We start from the raw sequence: 17,767 nt of genomic DNA on the forward strand, positions 1-17,767 counted from the left end.
CGTCCTACAGGGTCTCGTCGGCCGAGCCGCGATGGGCCAGGTGCTGGGGCGCGTGCTCAGGCGGGATCGTGCCGAGGCGGCCCGCCTGGAAGTCCTCGAACGCGGTGATGATCTCCTGCCGGGTGTTCATCACGAACGGGCCGTAGCGCGCGACCGGCTCGTTGATGGGAACTCCGCCCAGCACGATGATCTCCCAGCCGGTCGGCGAGTTGGTCGGCTGCCGGTCGGCCGCCCGCACCGCCAGCGCCTCGCCGTGGCCGAACACGGCCAGCTGCCCCTCCTCGAGCGGCCGCTCCTCCTGGCCGACCATGCCGCGGCCGGACAGGACGTACACCAGCGCGTTCAGGTTCTCCGGCCACGGCATGGCCAGGCGGGCGCCGGGGCTGACCGTGGCGTGCAGGTAGGTGATCTCGGTGCGGGTCACGCCGGGCCCGGCGTGGCCGGCGAGCCGGCCGGCGATCACCCGGACCAGCGCGCCGCCGTCGGCGCTGGAGAGCAGGGTCGCGTCGCGGGCGCCGATGTCCTGGTAGCGCGGAGCGGTCAGCTTCTTCGACCTGGGCAGGTTGACCCACAGCTGGACGCCGTGGAACAGGCCGCCGCGGGCGACCATGTCCTGCGGCGGGACCTCGTTGTGCAGGATCCCGGCGCCGGCGGTCATCCACTGGGTGGCGCCGTCGGTGATCAGGCCGCCGCCGCCGATCGAGTCGGTGTGCTGGAAGGCACCGTCGATCATGTAGGTGACGGTCTCGAAGCCGCGGTGGGGGTGCCAGGGCGCTCCCTTGGCCTCGCCGGGGCCGTACTCGACCGCGCCCATGTGGTCGAGCAGCAGGAACGGGTCGGCCATCGACAGGTCCGCGCTTGGGAACGGGCGGCGGACCTGGAAGCCCTCGCCCTCGACGAACGTGCCGGCGGTGACGACCCGCAGCGCCGGGCGCCACCGCGTGTCCGGTGCGGGCAGCTCCGGCAGGCGGGGCAGGGTCAGGGTGTCAGCGGTGATGGCGGGCATGACGCCTCCTTCACGGCCGCCCGACGACGGCCTCCACCCCTGTCAATCTAGTTGCACTCTCAATTATTCCGCGGTACCTGGCCACGGTCAGCGCGACGACGCGGGGGTGGGCACCCAGCGGTTCGGCCACCACGGCGGCCCCGCTCGCCCTGGCGATCCGGTGGAACAGACCCGGTGCGAGCAGCCAGGACGCGACGGCCATGCCCTCGGTGAGCACCTCGGCGATCCGCGGCTCGCCGGTCGCGTACCCGACGCGCACCTCGGTTCCGGTCCGCCCGGCGAGCAGCGCCGCCACGCGCTCCACGTCGGCCCGGGCCCGCCACTGCGAGGAGCCGGCCGCCGCGAGCACGACCGGCTCGCCGCGCCAGCCCGCCTCGACCAGCCGCTCGTGCGCGGCCGCCACCAGAGCGGCGGCGGGGCCGAACGGCGGCGTGACCAACGCCCGCCCGCCAACCTGCTCGGGGATGTCGACCTGAACGTGGTAGCCGTTGGCGAGGAAGGCGGGTACGACGACGGCCGGCCCGAGCTCGTCGAGCGCCGTGCGCACGTCGGGCTGCCGGACGTCGGCATAGGCGACCTCGACCCGCACCCCGGGCAGCGCCGCGCGCACCCCGGCGGCGATCTCGTGCACGACACGCGCCCCGGCCGGGTCCCGGGTTCCGTGCGCGGCGAGCAGCAGCGGTAGCGGCCTCACGACACCGGCACCGCCAGCCGGTAGCCGCGCTTGACCACTGTCTGCACCAGGGCCGTCGAGCCGAGCGCCGAACGCAGGCGACCGACCGCGGTCTCCACCGCGTGCTCGTCCACAGCGTCCTCGCGCCCGGAGTGCCGGCGCAGGACCGCACCGAGCACCGGTCGCGGCAGCGTCGCACCGGGACTCGCGGCCAGCGCGCGCAGAACGGCCATTGGCGCGGGTGGGACCGGCCGCAGCTCGCCGTCCACCAGCGCCGCCTGACCCCGCAGCTCCAGCGTGGACGTTCCGGCGCGGACCCGGACCGCCCGTGCGGGCAGGGCCACCGCCAGCTCGCGCACCAGCGAGCCGATCCTGGCCCTGGCGGGTTGGACGACCGGTACGCCGACCCGGGTGAGCGGCCCGGCGGTGATTGGCCCGACGCAGGTCACCAACACCTTGCAGCGCAGCACGTCCACCAGCTCGGCCAGCCGCTCGCGGCGCTCGGCGGCGCGCAGCACGCTGGCCGCGGCCGGTGCGCTGGTGAACGTGAGCGCGTCGACCTGACCGGCGAGCACCGCGTCCAGCAGCCGGTCCAGCGGAGCCGGGTCGGCCGGTGCCGTCCACCGGTAGACCGGGATCTCCAGCACGTCGGCGCCGGCACCGCGGAGCGCGTCGACGAAGTCGGGCAGCGGCTCACCGTGCAACTGGACCGCGATCCTGCGGCCGGAGACCCCCGTCGCCAGCAGGTGGTCGAGCACCTCCGCGCTCGACTCCGACTCCGGCGCCCACCGCTCGACCAGGCCGGCCGCCCGAACGGCACCCTTCGCCTTGGGACCGCGGGTGAGCACCGTGGCCGCCTCCAGCGCCGCGTGCAGGTCCTCGCCCAGCCCCCAGCCCTCGGCCGCCTCGACCCAGCCGCGGAACCCGATCCCGGTCGTCGCGACCACGATGTCCGGTGGCTCGGTCAGCAGGCTCCTGGTCGCGGTGAGCAGTTCCGTGTCGTCGGCCAGCGGCACGATCCGGATGGCCGGCCCGTACAGCACCGTCGCCCCCCGGCGTTCGAGCAACGCACCCAGCTCGTCGGCCCGACGAGCCGCGGTGACGCCGATCGTGTACCCGGCCAGTGGCGGAGGGCTCACCGGGCCTCCACGACGACGCGGCCCGACTCGACGCGGACCGGGTAGACCGGGACGGAGACGGCCGGGTCCTCGACGCACTCGCCGGTGCGCAGCGCGAAGTGCTGCTTGTGCATGGGCGAGGCGACGACCGGTACCCCGCGCAGGTCGCCCACGATGCCGCGGGACAGCACGGCGGCGCGGCTGAACGGGTCGATGTTGGACAGCGCGAACAGCTCGCCGCTGCCCGTGCGGAACACAGCGACCTGCTCCCCGCTCGGCAGCAGGGCGGCCGCCCCGCGGTCGGGTATCAGATCAGCCAACGCGCATACGGTCGTCGCCTCGGTCATCGGCCCACCACCTCCGGTACTCCCAACAGGACCGGCACCCGCTGTCCCCGCTCCTCACGGAAGGAGACAGTCGGGTCCGGCGTGCCCGGTGCGTTGACGAACGACGTGAACCTGGCGAGCTTCTCCTGGTCCTCCAGCACCCCTCGCCACTCGTCGGCGTAGGAGGCGACGTGCCTGGCCATCGCCGCCTCGAGGTCCGCGCAGATGCCGAGGCTGTCCTCCACGACGACCTCGCGCAGGTGGTCCAGCCCGCCCTCCATCGCCTCCAGCCAGGCGGCCGTGCGCTGCAGCCGGTCGGCGGTGCGCACGTAGAACATCAGGAAGCGGTCGATCAGCCGGACCAGCGTCTCGGAGTCCACATCGGACACCAGTAGCTGGGCGTGGCGCGGGGTGAACCCGCCGTTGCCGCCCACGTAGAGGTTCCAGCCGTGCTCGGTGGCGATCACGCCGAAGTCCTTGCTGCGTGCCTCCGCACACTCCCGGGCGCAGCCGGACACCCCGGCCTTGAGCTTGTGCGGCGAGCGCAGTCCGCGGTACCGCAGCTCCAGCTCGATCGCCATCCGCACCGAGTCCTGCACGCCGTAGCGGCACCAGGTGCTGCCCACACACGACTTGACCGTGCGCAGCGCCTTGCCGTAGGCGTGGCCGGACTCGAAGCCCGCGTCGACCAGCCGGCGCCAGATCGCCGGCAGCGCCTCCACCGTCGCGCCGAACAGGTCGATCCGCTGGCCGCCGGTGATCTTCGTGTACAGGTTGTAGTCCCTGGCCACCTCGGCGATCACCATCAGCTTCTCCGGGGTGATCTCGCCGCCGGGGATGCGCGGCACGACCGAGTAGGTGCCGTTGCGCTGGATGTTGGCCAGGAAGTGGTCGTTGGTGTCCTGCAGGGCCGCCCGCTCGCCGTCGAGCACGTGCCCACCGCCGAGCGAGGCGAGCATCGAGGCGACAGCGGGCTTGCAGATGTCGCATCCGCGGCCGGTGCCGTAGCGGGTGACCAGCTCGCTGAACGTGGCCACCCCGGTCGAGCGGACGATCTCGAACAGCTCGACCCGGCTCTGGGTGAAGTGCTCGCACAGCGCCGTCGACTGCTCGACGCCGGCCTCGGTGAGCAGCTGGCGCAGCATCGGCACACACGACCCGCAGCCGGTCCCCGCCTTCGTGCACGCCTTGAGCGCCGGCACGTCCGCGCAGCCCTGGGCGATCGCGCCGTCGACGGCGGCTCTGGTCACCGCGTGGCAGGAGCAGACCTGCGCGTCCGCGGGCAGCGCGCCGGCGGAGACCGCACCCGAGAGCAGCCCGACCGGGTCCCCCGGCACCGGCCGGCCGACCAGCGGGCGCAGCGCGGCGTAGGCCGAGGCGTCGCCGACCAGCACGCCGCCGAGCAGCGTCGCGGCGTCGTCGGAGAGCACGAGCTTCTTGTAGGAACCGGCGACCGCGTCGTTGACCACGACCTCGAGCGCGCCCTCCGCGCGAGCATGCGCGTCGCCGAAGCTCGCCACGTCCACGCCGAGCAGCTTGAGCTTGGTGGAGGTGTCGGCCTCGGCGAAGGTCGCCGAGCCGCCGAGCAGCCGGTCGGCCACCACCTCGGCCATCGCGTAGCCGGGTGCGACCAGGCCGTAGACCCGCCCCTCGACGCAGGCGCACTCGCCGACGGCCCAGACCGCCGGGTCCGAGGTCCGGCAGGTGGCGTCCACCGCGACCCCACCGCGCTCGCCCCGGGCCAGGCCGGCCTCGACGGCCAGCGAGTCCCGCGGCCGGACCCCGGCGGCGAACACGACGAGGTCGACGTCCAGCTCGGTTCCGTTGCCCAGCTTGGCGATCAGCCGCTCGCCGTCCTGCTCCACGGCCTGCGTTCCGGTGCCGGCGTGCACGGTCACGTCCAGGCTGGTGACCAGCCGGCGCAGCAACGCACCGCCGCCCTCGTCGACCTGCAGCGGCATCAGCCACGGTGCGAGCTCCACGACGTGCGGCGAAAGCCCCATGTCCCGCAACGCCTTCGCGGCCTCGAGGCCGAGCAACCCGCCACCGACGACCAGCGCGGCCCGGCGGCCGACCCGGAGCCGGCCCGCCGCCTCGCGGATCCGGTCGAGGTCGTCGATCGTGCGGTAGACGTGGCAGCCGGGCAGGTCGTGCCCGGGGATCGGCGGGACGAACGGGTAGGAGCCGGTGGCCAGCGCCAGCGCGTCGTAGCCGCGAACCAGCCCGCTGCGCGAGGTGACCGTTCGGGCGTTCCGGTCGATCGCGACCACCGGATCGCCGAGGCGCACCGTGACCTCGGAGTCGTGATCGGCCAGCCGCAGCCGCGCCTCGTCCCAGGTGTCGACATAGGACGTGAGCGCGACCCGATCGTAGGCGGGGCGAGCCTCCTCGCCGAACACCTCGACCTGCCACCGCCCAGCGCCGTCCCGTTCGCGCACCGCGCTGACCAGGCGGTGCCCGACCATCCCGTTGCCGACGACGACGAGCCTCTGCGCCATGCCCACCCGCTCCCTCCGAGTCAGTCCCATGGTCTGCGGCGGCCGTGTCACCACCGCGTCGATGCCGTTTCCCGCGCGTTACGGATCACTCACGCCGCTGGTCAGCGCCGTGTCGGGTCACACGCCGACCCCGGCCAGGCTCGGCACCCGCGCGACGGCGAAGGTGCGGCGCAGGTAGCAGAACCAGGTGAGGAACGCGAAGACCACGTAGCCGGCCAGGAACACCCACAGCGCGCTGGTGGACCAGTCGGCGTTGGCCGCGGCGACGGCGGCCTTCCGCTCGGGTGTGGTCGCCGCGTTCACCGCGGCCGTGACCGAGAGACTGGCCTCGCGGAACATCACCTGGATCAGGAACCCGCCGAACGCCCCGATCGCCCCCGCGATGCCGATCACAGCTGCGGCCTGGCGCTTGAACCGCAGGGCGGTGTCCGCCCGGTCCAGCCCGCCGGCCGCGGCCTCCCGCCGCCCCAGCTCGCCGAAGATCACTGGGATCATCCGGTACGTGGAGCCGTTGCCGGCCCCCGAGAGCAGGAAGATGACCATGTACGAGCCGAAGAACAGCTCGAAGCTGTGCACGTTCACGCCGACGATCGCGAGCGCGGTGCACACGATCATGCCGAGGAAGCAGCCCAGCGTCACCCGGGCGCCACCGATCCGGTCGGAGAGCCAGCCACCGAAGGGCCGGGAGACCGAGCCGACCAGCGCGCCGAGGAAGCCGAGCCCTGCCAGGTAGGTGGCGATGAACGGGTTCGCAGCCAGGAACTCCGGGAAGGTGTTCTTGATGACCAGGGGCAGCGCGAACGAGTAGCCGATGAACGAGCCGAACGTGCCGATGTAGAGCACCGACATCACCCAGGTCTGCCCGTGCCGCAGGGCGGTCAGGTAGGAGCGGGCGTCCGAGCGCGCCTGGGTGAGGCTGTCCATGAACAACCAGGCACACAGGGCGGCGGCGACGATGAACGGCATCCAGATCAGCCCGGCGTAGGCGAGGTGCACCTCGTGCTCGGGCAGCCGTGCCGCCGCGGCGGGCACACCGATCACCACCACCAGCGGCACCACAAGCTGCACGACGGCGACGCCCAGATTGCCGCCGGCCGCGTTCAGCCCGAGCGCGAGCCCCTTGCGCCGCTCCGGGTAGAAGAAGGAGATGTTGGCCATCGAGGAGGAGAAGTTCCCCCCGCCGACACCGGCTGTCGCCGCGCAGACCACCAGCACCCAGAACTGGGTGTCATGTGCCTGCCCGGCCAGCCACCCGCTGGGCACCACCACGGCGAGCAACGTCGCGGGCAGCAGCAGCAGGCTCGCGCTGATCACTGTCCAGAACCGACCGCCGAAGCGGGGGACGGCGAAGGTGTAGGGGATGCGCAGCGCCGAGCCGACCAGGTTGGGTACGGCGGTCAGCCAGAACATCTCGGCGAGGGACATCGGGAGACCGGCGTTGGCCAGGTTGATCACGACGACCGACCAGAGCACCCAGATAGCGAACCCGAGGTGCTCGGCGAAGATCGAGAAGATCAGGTTGCGCCGGGCGATGTGCCGGCCGGTGGACTGCCAGAACCCCTCGTCGTCGGGGTCCCAATCGTCAATCCACCTGCCGCGCCGAGCTCCCCGCGCGAAGCGCGGGGACGAGGTGCGTGGTTCGACGGCGACGGTCAACTGCGCCTCCTAGATCGATGGTGACTGTGTTTGATGGTTCGCTTCGCTCGGGCGCTGACTCGCCGTCTTCCCTCCTCACGGCTGTGTCTGATGGTCGCTCCCGCTCACGTGGTCGCCAGCCAGTCCGCGATGGTTCGGACGGCGTCGCGGCAGCCGCCGCAGCCGGTGGTGGCTCGGGTGGCGGTGGCGAGGTCGGCCGGGGAGCGGGCGCCGGCGCGCCAGGCCGAGACGAGCTGGCGTTTGGTGACCGTGTTGCAGCGGCAGACCGTCGCCGAGGCGGGCAGGTCCACCGGGCTCGCCGGAGGGGCGGTCGCGGCGTGGCCGAGCAGCAGCGCGAGGCGGTCGGCGGGGGCGGGTGTGCCCCGGTCGAACAGCTGGGTGATCGCCGCGGCCGCGTCCGGGACGCCGAGCACGATGGCGCCGGTGACCCGGTCCTCGCGCAGGACGAGCTTGGCGTAGCGGCCGCGGGTGGCGTCCTGCAGGCACAGGACCTCGGCGTCGGCGCTGTCCACCTCGGTGTGCACCTCGCCGAGCGCTGCCAGGTCGACGTCCCTGGCCTTGAGGCGGGTGACCACGGGCGTGCCCCGGTAGCGGGCGGCGGGGTTCGCGCCGGTGAGCAGGTCGGCCAGCACCGCTGCCTGCTCCCAGGCGGGCTGGACCAGACCCGAGACCGTGCCGGGGTGGCGGGCGCAGTCGCCGATCGCGTGCACCCGCGGGTCGCTGGTGCACAGCGCGTCGTTGACCAGCACGCCGCCGTCGGTGGCGAGGCCGGCCGCCTCGGCGAGGTCGCTCGCCGGGCGGACCCCGGCGGAGACGACGACGAGGTCGGCGGCGACGTAGGTGCCGTCGGCCAGCTTCAGCCCGTCGCCGGGCAGGTAGCGGGCGGCGGTCACGCCGAGCCTGGTCTCGATGCCCAGGGTGGCGAGCTTGGCGGCGAGCACGCGACCGGCGGCCGGGTCGAGCTGGCGTTCCATCAGGTGGCCCACCGGGTGCACGACCGTGACCAGGTTGCCGCGGTGGGCGAGGCCGCGTGCGGCCTCCAGGCCGAGCAGTCCCCCGCCGAGTACGGCGACCGGCGCGCCGGGGCGGGCCGCGTCGACGATGCGGGTGCAGTCGTCGAGGGTGCGGAACGCCACCGCCCCCGGCGCCAGGCCCTCCTCGGTGACCAGCCCCTCGACCGGCGGCAGCCACGGACGGCTGCCGGTGGCCAGCACCAGAACGTCGTAGTCCACAGTAGAGCCGTCGGAGAGCGTCACCGTCCTCGCGGAACGGTCCACGCCGGTGACGGCGGTGCCGGCCCGGAGGTCGACCCGGTGCTCATCGGCCCAGCCCTCGTCCTGCAGCAGCACCGACTCCGGGCGCAGCGAGCCGCCGAGCACGGCGGAGAGCAGTACCCGGTTGTAGGCGGCGTGGCGCTCGGCGCCGACCACGGTCAGCGCCACCCGCTCGCCGGCCGGGTCCCGGCGGCGGATCTCCTCGGCCAGGCGGGCCCCGGCCATGCCATATCCGGCAACGACGACACGACGAGGCATCAGCTCTCCACAGTGGATAGTCGACCGGCGCAGACCTTGAACTCCGGCATCCGGCTCACCGGGTCCAGTGCGGGGTTGGTGAGCAGGTTCGCCCGCCCCGCACCGGGAAAGTGGAACGGCAGGAACAGCAGGTCCGGGCGCATCGAGGCCACCGCGCGGACCCTGGCCACCGTGGACCCGCGACGCGAGGTGACCCGCGCCAGGTCACCGTCGGCGAGCCCGGCCCTGGCGGCGGTGTCCGGGTGCACCTCGACGAACACCTCCGGCGCGGCCGCCACCAGCTCCTCGACCAGCCGGGTCTGCGCGCCGGACTGGTAGTGCGCGAGCACCCGCCCGGTGGTGACCTGCAGGGGGAACTCGGCGTCCGGCAGCTCGGCCGGTCCGCCGTGGTCGACCGGGACGAACCGGGCCAGCCCGTCCGGGTGGGCGAACCGGTCGAGGAAGGCCCGCGGGGTGCCCGGGTCGTCGGTGGACACGACCGGCCAGTGCAGGGCCTCCCCCGCGCGCAGGCGGTCGTAGGTCACGCCCGAGTAGTCGGCCGGCCCGCCGGCGGAGGCGCGGCGCAGCTCGGTGAAGACCTCCTCGGCCACCGTCGGGAAGCGCTGGGGCGGCTGCCCCAGCCGAACGGCCAACCCGTGCAGCACGTCGAGGTCGGTACGCACCCCCGATGGCGGGTCGACGGCCCGGCGGCGCAGCAGGATCCGACCCTCGAGGTTGGTCAACGTGCCGTCCTCCTCCGCCCACTGGGCGACCGGCAGCACCACGTCGGCCTGCCGCGCGGTCTCCGATGCCACGACGTCGGTGACCACGAGCAGGTCCAGCGCGGCGAGCCGGGAGGCGACGTGCGCGGAGCGCGGCGCGGACACCAGGAGGTTGGACCCGAAGACCAGCAGGGCCTTGGTCGCCGAGCCGAGCGAGTCGAGCAGCTCCACCGCCGACGGGCCGGGCCCCGGCAGCGACTCCGGGTCCACGCCCCACACCGCGGCGACGTGCTTCCGGGCGGCCGGGTCGTCGATGCGCCGGTAGCCCGGGAGCTGGTCGGCCTTCTGCCCGTGCTCGCGCCCGCCCTGACCGTTGCCCTGTCCGGTCAGGCAGCCGAAGCCGGATCCGGGGCGGCCGGGTAGCCCGAGGGCCAGGGCCAGGTTGATCCAGCCGCTCACCGTGTCGGTGCCGCGGGCGTGCTGCTCGGTGCCCCGGGCGGTGAGCACGTAGGCCCCGTCGGCCTCGGCGAGCAGCGCCGCGGCCCGGCGCTGGTCGGCCGCGGCCACCCCGGTGACCCGTTCCGCGCGCTCCGGCCACCAGGCCGCGGCGACCCGCCAGGCATCGTCGAACCCGGTCGTCCGCTCGGCGAGGTACTCCTTGTCGAGGTGGCCGTCGGCGACCACGGCGTGCAGGATGCCGAGCGCGAGCGCGAGGTCGGTGCCCGGCGCCGGGCGGAGGTGGAGGGTGGCCGCCTCGGCGGTCGGCGTGCGCCGCGGGTCGACCACGACCAGCTCGGCGTCCGTCAGGTGCTGCATGAACGGCGGCATGGTCTCGGCCGGGTTCGCGCCGGCCAGCAGGACCGCGCCGGCTCCGGCGAGGTCGGTCACCGGGAACGGCAGGCCCCGGTCCATCCCGAACGCGCGGATGCCCGCGGCGGCGGCCGAGGACATGCAGAACCGGCCGTTGTAGTCGATCCGCGAGGTGCCGAGGGCGACCCGGGCGAACTTGCCGAGCAGGTAGGCCTTCTCGTTGGTGAGGCCACCCCCGCCGAACACCGCGACCGAGTCCGGCCCGTGCTCGGCCCGTAGCGCACGCAGCCGCGCCGCGACCAGATCCAGCGCGTCCTCCCAGGTGGACGGACGCAGCTCGCCGTCCCGGCGCACCAGGGGGACGGTCAGCCGCCCGGGCGAGTCGAGCACGGCGGCGGAGGTCCATCCCTTCTGGCACAGGCCGCCCCGGTTGGTGGGAAACTCCCGGGGAGCGACGGTGCCCGCGCTCACCCGCATCCCGCACTGGAGGGCGCAGTACGGGCAGTGCGTGTCGACCGGCATGGGCACCGACGCTAGAGGAGCCCGTGTTACCGCGGGGTGCGGATGTGTTTCCGGCGCGCGACATTGCCTGCTCACCCGGAACACGGCGACGGTGAGGGGAACGATTACGTGCTGCGGCAACTGGTGGGGACCTGGCTGGTGGGGTCGGTGCTGACCGGCACGCTGGCGGTGCTGTTCACCCTGGATCGGGGCGAGCTGCCGCTCACGCCGCTCGCGGAGCTGCCGGTCCAGCGGATGCTGGGCGTGCTCGGCCTGCTCGCCGCGCTGTTCGCCGCGCTCGTCCTGCTCGGGCTGAGCACGGCGGACGCGTCCTGGTTACCCGGCGACGGACGCGGGGTGACGCTCTGGGTGGTGCTGGTCGGGACGGGCGGGTTCGCCGGGTGGGCCTACGCCGCTGCGGTGACCTTCGCCGCCGAGTTCGCGCTTGGGACGCAGCTGGTGCTCGCCTATGCCTGCGGCGGGCTGCCGTTCGCACTGGTCGCCGCGATGCTCGTGCGCCCGGTCACGGTGAACGCGGTCGCGGTGGGGCTGGCCGCGGTGTCGCTGCTCGTGGGGGCCGGGCTGGTGGCCGGGCCCGGCCTGGCGCAGGAATGCCTGACGCTGCTCACGACGCTGTTTCACGACCCGCTGAGCCCCTCACGCCTCGTCGTCAGCGGCGGGCAGCTCTAAGGTGACCGCCCGCCAATCCGTGCCCAGCTCGAGCATGCGCTTGAGCTCGACCAAGCCGCCGAGCCAGCCGGCCGCGCTCGCCCTGCGGGGTGTGCCGGCCCCAGAACTCGTACCGGTCCTGGTCGAGCGACACCTCGGCGTGCTCGGCGAAGAGACCGGCGTCGACGAGACGTTTCACGTGGTAGTAGACCCGCTGCGGGACCCGTGCCGGAGGGCGCGTCAGAGTTCGGTGATCTGGTGCGCTGCCCGTTCCAGGCCGACGAGGGACTGTGCGCTGGAGTGCGGGTGCAGGGCGTGCACCGCGAGGCGGAACAGCAGGGCATGCAGCAGAGCCTGCGGCCACTCGGGCAGGTGGGCCCACCGGCGCAGCAGGCCGGCATCGGCGCCGCCCCAGGCCAGCGCGTCGACCACGACGACCGCGGCCGCCCACTCCGCGGGGCGGTGGTAGGCGGCGAAGTCGACGATGCCCGGTGCCGCGGCGCCGGTGAACAGGACGTTGCCGAACAGGTCCCCGTGTACCACCTGCGGGCGCAGGCTGAGCGGCTTGCGGGAGGCGGCGAGCACGTCGAACAGCCGGCCGCCGAGCGCCGCGTCGAGCGGGGCCTCGTCGGTGCCGGCGGACGCGCGGTCGGCCATCGCGAACACGTCGTTGCGCGTGGACAGGAAACGCGGCACCGACAGCTCGGCCGTGGCGTGGTGCAGGCGGAGCGAGGCGGACACGATCTCGTCGTAGCGCGGCTCCGGGCGGCCCTCGACGAACCGGTACGCCGCCCAGCCGCCGACCACCCAGCGCCCGTCGCTGGCCCGGATGGGGCGGCCGATCCGCATGTCCGGCACGTGCAGGTCGCCGAGGGTCTGGGCGACCCAGGTCGCCTCGGCGGGGTTGGACACCGGCCGCAGCGCGACATCGCCGCACCGCCAGCGCGGGCCGAGGTCGACGAGCTCCGGCTCGATCTCCTTGGCGCCGAAGGCCGCGCGCACGTGCAGAGGTGGTGGGGACGCACTCACGACCGCGCACGCTACCGCGAGTCCCCCGCACCAGGCGGGGGACTCGCGGGGTGGATCAGTAGGTGGGCAGGGAGGGATCGATGTCGCGGGCCCAGCCCAGCACACCGCCGCCGACGTGCACGGCGTCGGCGAAACCGGCCTTGTGCAGCGCCGCGAGCGCCTCGGCGGAGCGGCCACCGGACTTGCAGTGCAGCACGATCGGCCTGTCCTGCGGCAGCTCGGCGAGGGCCTCCCCGGACAGGATGCGGTCCTTGGGGATCAGCACCGCGCCGGGGATCGAGACGATCTCGTACTCGTGCGGTTCCCGGACGTCGATCAGGGCGAAGTTCTCACCCCGGTCGAACTTCTCCTTGAGCTCGCGAGGCGTGATCGTGTGACCGGCCGCCGCCTGCTGCGCGTCGTCGGAGACGACGCCGCAGAACGCGTCGTAGTCGATCAGGCCCTCGATCGGCTTGGTCTCCGGGTCCTTGCGGATCCGGACCGTCCGGTAGGTCATCTCCAGGGCGTCGTAGACCATCAGTCGACCCAGGAGCGGTTCGCCGATGCCGGTCAGCAGCTTGATCGCCTCGGTGACCATGATCGAGCCGATCGACGCGCACAGCACGCCCAGCACACCGCCCTCGGCGCACGAGGGGACCATGCCCGGCGGCGGCGGCTCGGGGTAGAGGTCGCGGTAGTTCAGGCCCTGGCCGTTCGGCGCGTCCTCCCAGAACACGCTGACCTGGCCCTCGAACCGGAAGATCGAGCCCCAGACGTAGGGCTTGCCGAGCAGCACCGCGGCGTCGTTGACCAGGTACCGGGTGGCGAAGTTGTCCGTACCGTCCAGGATCAGGTCGTAGTCGCGGAAGATCTCCAGCGCGTTGTCCGAGGTGAGCTGCTCGGTGTGCAGGTTCACGGTGACGAACGGGTTGATCTCGGCGACCGACTCCTTGGCCGAGACGGCCTTGGGCTTGCCGATGTCGGACTGCCCGTGGATCACCTGCCGCTGCAGGTTGGACTCGTCGACGACGTCGAAGTCGACCACGCCCAGCGTGCCGACCCCGGCCGCGGCCAGGTACAGCAGGGCCGGGCTGCCCAGCCCGCCGGCGCCGACGACCAGCACCTTCGCGTTCTTGAGCCGCTTCTGCCCGTCCACCCCCACATCCGGGATTATCAGATGCCGGCTGTACCGGGCGACCTCATCCTTGGTCAGCTCGGCTGCCGGCTCCACCAGCGGCGGCAAACTGCCTGCCATGGGTTCCTCCTCGACGCGGCGTTCGGCGTGCTCCCCAGTCTGCTCAGGTCAACGCGTTCGTCCCACCGGGGCTTCCCGGGCTCCCACCATGCGGGACGAGCCGGTCAGCGCGCCTGTGGGTTGGGCCAGGCGTTGTACCGGCAGGTCTTGCCGTCCGCCTGCACCGGGTCGTCGTTGCCGACCTGATCGTTGAGCTGGGCCACGTAGTTGTTGGAGACGCCGAAGCTCTGCTGCATCATCACCGGCGCGAGGTCGCCGTTCTTCGCGCAGCCGACGTGGCCGTTGCCGAACGCGTGCCCGATCTCGTGGTTGATCGCGTAGGACCGGTAGGTGCCGACGTCGCCGCCGAAGGCGATCGCGCCGCGCACCCAGCGGGCCAGGTTGATGAACACCCGGCTCTCGCTGCGCCGCCAGCAGGAGGACTCGTAGCGGATCGAGAACCCGCAGAACTCCGGCCGGTGCACGGTGTCCGGGGTGGCCAGCGTGATCCGGATGTCGGGGTTGTCGGCCTCGCTGTCCACCCGCTGCACCGACACCTGGCCGGAGGCCGCCCAGCCGCGCGGGTCGGCCAGCGTGGTGTCCACCAGGGCGGCGAAGGAGTCGTTGCCGCCGAAGGGTCGCAGGTCGATCCCGCGCTCGATCTCGATCGTGTAGGTGAACAGCTCGCCGCCGGAGCCCCGCCGCTGACCCCGTCCGGGCACGATGGCAAACGTTCCCTGGCCCTTCTGCACGTACGCCGCGCCCTTGGGCAGTTCGGCGGTCGGGATGTTCAGGTTCGGCGGCACGACTGGCTGCTCGCTGGGCTTCGGGCCCTCCGACCGCTCCTCCGGCGGCGTCGCCGCCTCCTCGTTGCGCACGCCGGAGAGCTGGTCCGGCTGCGCGGCGGTCTCGTCCTGCCGCGTCGTGTCGATCAACACCAGCACGGTGAGCGCGACGAGCAGCGGCACCGCGTAGATCCGCCAGCCGTAGGTGGACAGCGCCCCCCGCACCCCGGTCGGCCGCGACCGGCGCGACCGGCGTCCGGGCAGGTCCCCGTCCGGACGCCAGGACGCGGCGAGTGGCTGCGCCGACGTACGGCGTGCTCCCGCGCGGTACCGATCCTGGACGGACTTCGTCACGTCAGACAGAGTGCCACAAGTTGATAACGGGTAATCCGGGACCGCCCGACCGGGTGATTCACCACCGTCCGGCGGCGACTTCCTCCCACATGCCGAGCACCGCGCGGGCAACCGTGCCCGGCCGCTCCATCTGGGCGACGTGCCCGGTGCGGGGCAGGACGAGCAGCCGCCCGCGGGGCAGCAGCCGGGCGGTGCGCGGCGCCTTGCGCACGGTCACCAGCTTGTCCTCGGTCCCCCACACGACCAGCGTGGGGACCTCGATCGTGGGGGCCAGCGTCCAGAGCGAGCGCGACCTCGGCGCCAGCCAGGTGCGGAACAGCCCCAGCGTGCTCCCGGCGAGCGCCGGGTTCGCCCAGGCCATGGCCTCCCGCTCCTCGGCCTCCCTGGCCGCCTCGTCCTTGCGGGACTGCGGTATCCGGTCCGGCTCGGCGAAGCAGAGCCGCAGCAGGCGCAGCACCCGCTGGTCGACGTGCTCCTTGGCCAGCCGCTGGCGCACCCTCGGCCCGACCAACGGCAGGAACGCCAGCGGCAGGCGCGGGTCGGACATCCTGGAGAACGCCGGGCGCAGGTCCGGCATCGCCGGCGAGATCAGCGTCAGCGTGCGGACCAGCTCCGGATGCCGCGCGGCGAGCAGGACGGAGATCGCGCCGCCCATCGAGTTGCCGAACAGGTGCACGGGTCCGACCCCCAGGCCGCGGACGAACCGCGCCACGACGTCGGCGTGGGCCGGCATCGAGTAGTCGAAGCCCTCCGGCGGCTCGCTGCGGCCGAACCCGGGCAGGTCGATCGCGACACCCGGGACGTACCCGGAGAGCTGGCCGGCGAGGTCGGTCCAGTTGGTGGCCGAGCCGCCGAGACCGTGCACGTAGACCGCGGTCGCCTCGGCGTCGGCAGGGCCGGGGGTGCGGCGGACGTGCAGCCGGACCCCGCCGGAGGTCTCGTCCGCGCCGGGCCAGGGTGGGATCGACATGTCCACCGGCGGCAGCGCGGCGTCGGACAGGGGAACCTGGGTCACAGGCGGCCTGGTGTCGGGGACGGTGCTCATGGCTCCAGTGTCCATGAACCACGCACCGTCGCGGATCACCATTACCCGCGAGTAAGGTCATATCGGTTCGGTAACCCGGCCGGCGAGGAGCGACGCGCGTGGGAGGCGGCATGTCGGAGACGGTGCAACAGGCCAACCGGGCGGCACGGCTGCCGCGAACGGCGCGGCGCGCCCAGCTGCTGGAGGCGGCCCAGGACGTCTTCGCCAAGAACGGCTACCACGCCGCGGCCATGGACGAGATCGCCGAGCGGGCCGGCGTCAGCAAGCCGGTGCTCTACCAACACTTCCCGGGCAAGCTCGAGCTGTACATGGCCCTGCTCGAGATGCACGTCGACGAGCTGATCATGCGCGTCTCCGACGCCATGGAGTCGACGACGGACAACAAGCTGCGCGTCCGCAACGCGGTCAGCGCCTACTTCGACTTCGTTGACGGCGAGAGCCAGGCCTACCGGCTGGTGTTCGAGTCGGACCTGCGGGGCGAGCCGGCCGTCCAGGCCGCCATCGACCGCGGCACCGACGCCTGCACCGCGGCCATCACCGAGACCATCACCGCCGACGCGGGTCTGGACCAGGAACGGGCCAGGCTGCTCGCGGTCGGCCTGGTGGGCATCAGCCAGGTCGCCGCGCGGTCCTGGTTGGCCAACAACCGGGCGATGGCCAAGGAGGAGGCCGTCGGCCTGATCTCGACCCTGGCCTGGAAGGGCATCGGCGGCGGGTTCCCCCTGCAGAGCTCCTGAGCCACCCGCGCCGGCCGCCCTCGACGCGGTGACCGGTGGGAGTAGCGTCTGCGAGATGTCCGAGGACAGCACTGGGGACGCTCGGCGCGATCGGTGGCGATCGCATCGGGCGGCACGACGGGCGGAGTTCGTCGAGGCGGCCATGCGCGCACTCGCCGAGCACGGACCGGACGTGGGAATGGACCACATCGCGGCCGAGGCCGGCGTCACCAAGCCGGTGCTCTACCGCCACTTCACCGACAAGGCGGACCTGTTCGTCGCCCTGGGTCAACGGGGCACCGAGATCCTGTTCGACCGGCTCATCCCCGCGCTGAACAACGAGGAGGCGCCGGTACCCCGGATCCGCAGGAGCCTGGACGCCTTCTTCTCGACCGTCGAGGAGCATCCGCACCTGTACCGGGTGCTGGTCCGGCGCTCGTTCGCCAAGGCCGCCGTCGAGCAGGACATCGTCGCCGAGGACAAGGAGCTGATCGCGAACGCGATCGCGGCCCTGCTCGGGGACTACCTGCGAGCCCTGGAGCTGGACTCCGGCGGCGCGGAACCCTGGGCGCACGGCATCGTCGGCATGGTGCAGAACGTGAGCGAGTGGTGGCTCGAGCGCCGCACGATGAGCCGGGAGGCGGTGGTGGAGTACCTGACCGAGTTGATCTGGTCGGCCATCGACGGCTTCACGCGGGCCCACGGCGTCGTACTCGACCCCCACAAGCCGCTCGAGGTCAACCGCGTGGTGCAGCTCGCCCAGGTCACGCCGGAGACCAGCGCGGGCTGAGCGCGGGAACCACCCAGCAGACGGCTCGGGCCCGCGGGGGGCGTCCCCCGCGGGCCCGACGACCAAGCTCCTGACCTACGTGGCAAAGCCGACCCGGCGGCTGTCGGCCGTGCCGATCTCCACGTAGGCGATGCGCGCCGAGGGCACGACGTAGCGCCGGCCCTTATCGTCGGTGATGCTGAGCGTGCCGGCGGAGTCCTTCAGCGCGGCCGCGACCAGCGACTCGATCTCGTCCGGGGTCTGCGTGCTGTTCAGCACGAGCTCCCGCGCGGTGTCCGCGACTCCGACCTTGACCTCCACGCTGACCTCCGCCTTGATCCCCGTCCAACTGCGATGACTCGACAA

At 73.0% G+C, this 17,767-nt stretch carries 16 protein-coding genes; 3 read left to right on the plus strand and 13 right to left on the minus strand.

Annotated features, from left to right (window positions below):
- Positions 1–4 precede the first annotated feature (4 nt).
- From BU204_RS16265 to BU204_RS16300, 8 genes are all read right to left on the minus strand, one after another.
- The gene (locus BU204_RS16265) at positions 5–1,006 is read right to left on the minus strand and encodes a pirin family protein (RefSeq protein WP_075126526.1); all 1,002 of its coding nucleotides are present in this window, start codon (positions 1,004–1,006) and stop codon (positions 5–7) included.
- Positions 1,007–1,016: 10 nt separating this feature from the next.
- Positions 1,017–1,700 carry a sirohydrochlorin chelatase gene (locus BU204_RS16270; protein ID WP_075126527.1) on the minus strand — a complete coding sequence of 228 codons (684 nt, stop codon included), beginning with the start codon at positions 1,698–1,700 and terminating at the stop codon, positions 1,017–1,019.
- On the minus strand, positions 1,697–2,818 hold the full coding sequence (locus BU204_RS16275; protein WP_075126528.1) for a uroporphyrinogen-III synthase: 1,122 nt from the start codon (positions 2,816–2,818) through the stop codon (positions 1,697–1,699). Before BU204_RS16275 ends, BU204_RS16270 begins: the two co-directional genes overlap by 4 nt.
- The gene (nirD, locus tag BU204_RS16280; protein ID WP_075126529.1) at positions 2,815–3,144 is read right to left on the minus strand and encodes a nitrite reductase small subunit NirD; all 330 of its coding nucleotides are present in this window, start codon (positions 3,142–3,144) and stop codon (positions 2,815–2,817) included. The genes BU204_RS16275 and nirD overlap by 4 nt, the downstream gene beginning before the upstream one ends.
- The gene (nirB, locus tag BU204_RS16285) at positions 3,141–5,621 is read right to left on the minus strand and encodes a nitrite reductase large subunit NirB (RefSeq protein WP_075126530.1); all 2,481 of its coding nucleotides are present in this window, start codon (positions 5,619–5,621) and stop codon (positions 3,141–3,143) included. The genes nirD and nirB overlap by 4 nt, the downstream gene beginning before the upstream one ends.
- 117 nt (positions 5,622–5,738) lie before the next feature.
- On the minus strand, positions 5,739–7,277 hold the full coding sequence (locus BU204_RS16290; protein WP_075126531.1) for an MFS transporter: 1,539 nt from the start codon (positions 7,275–7,277) through the stop codon (positions 5,739–5,741).
- A 104-nt stretch (positions 7,278–7,381) separates the two neighbouring features.
- Positions 7,382–8,812, minus strand: coding sequence for an FAD-dependent oxidoreductase (locus BU204_RS16295; protein ID WP_143229537.1), 1,431 nt, complete (start codon positions 8,810–8,812; stop codon positions 7,382–7,384).
- A complete protein-coding gene (locus BU204_RS16300) occupies positions 8,809–10,842 on the minus strand; it encodes a molybdopterin oxidoreductase family protein (RefSeq protein ID WP_075126533.1) in 2,034 nt (677 codons plus the stop codon). The genes BU204_RS16295 and BU204_RS16300 overlap by 4 nt, the downstream gene beginning before the upstream one ends.
- 108 nt (positions 10,843–10,950) lie before the next feature.
- Here BU204_RS16300 and BU204_RS16305 point away from each other — a divergent pair, with 108 nt between their 5' ends.
- A complete protein-coding gene (locus BU204_RS16305) occupies positions 10,951–11,511 on the plus strand; it encodes a hypothetical protein (protein WP_075126534.1) in 561 nt (186 codons plus the stop codon).
- 219 nt (positions 11,512–11,730) lie between these two features.
- Here the strand turns inward: BU204_RS16305 and BU204_RS16310 are convergent, their stop codons facing one another.
- The 4 genes from BU204_RS16310 to BU204_RS16325 all read right to left on the minus strand — a co-directional run bounded on the left by BU204_RS16310 (position 11,731) and on the right by BU204_RS16325 (position 15,916).
- The gene (locus tag BU204_RS16310) at positions 11,731–12,519 is read right to left on the minus strand and encodes a TIGR02569 family protein (RefSeq protein WP_233160362.1); all 789 of its coding nucleotides are present in this window, start codon (positions 12,517–12,519) and stop codon (positions 11,731–11,733) included.
- Positions 12,520–12,574: 55 nt separating this feature from the next.
- Positions 12,575–13,753 (minus strand): adenylyltransferase/sulfurtransferase MoeZ, encoded by a 1,179-nt coding sequence (gene moeZ / locus BU204_RS16315; protein WP_075126536.1) that lies wholly within the window; start codon positions 13,751–13,753, stop codon positions 12,575–12,577.
- Positions 13,754–13,857: 104 nt separating this feature from the next.
- Complete coding sequence (locus BU204_RS16320; RefSeq protein ID WP_233160363.1) at positions 13,858–14,871, minus strand: DUF3152 domain-containing protein; 1,014 nt, start codon at positions 14,869–14,871, stop codon at positions 13,858–13,860.
- A gap of 58 nt (positions 14,872–14,929) precedes the next feature.
- Complete coding sequence (locus BU204_RS16325) at positions 14,930–15,916, minus strand: alpha/beta fold hydrolase (protein WP_075126644.1); 987 nt, start codon at positions 15,914–15,916, stop codon at positions 14,930–14,932.
- 110 nt (positions 15,917–16,026) lie between these two features.
- Here BU204_RS16325 and BU204_RS16330 point away from each other — a divergent pair, with 110 nt between their 5' ends.
- A complete protein-coding gene (locus BU204_RS16330; protein WP_075126537.1) occupies positions 16,027–16,653 on the plus strand; it encodes a TetR/AcrR family transcriptional regulator in 627 nt (208 codons plus the stop codon).
- 55 nt (positions 16,654–16,708) lie between these two features.
- Complete coding sequence (locus BU204_RS16335; RefSeq protein WP_075126538.1) at positions 16,709–17,422, plus strand: TetR/AcrR family transcriptional regulator; 714 nt, start codon at positions 16,709–16,711, stop codon at positions 17,420–17,422.
- Positions 17,423–17,497: 75 nt separating this feature from the next.
- Here the strand turns inward: BU204_RS16335 and BU204_RS16340 are convergent, their stop codons facing one another.
- On the minus strand, positions 17,498–17,722 hold the full coding sequence (locus BU204_RS16340; protein WP_083661370.1) for a DUF3107 domain-containing protein: 225 nt from the start codon (positions 17,720–17,722) through the stop codon (positions 17,498–17,500).
- Positions 17,723–17,767 lie beyond the last annotated feature (45 nt).

It is taken from the genome of Actinophytocola xanthii (assembly GCF_001921205.1).
In the GTDB taxonomy this organism is placed as follows: Bacteria; Actinomycetota; Actinomycetes; order Mycobacteriales; family Pseudonocardiaceae; genus Actinophytocola; species Actinophytocola xanthii.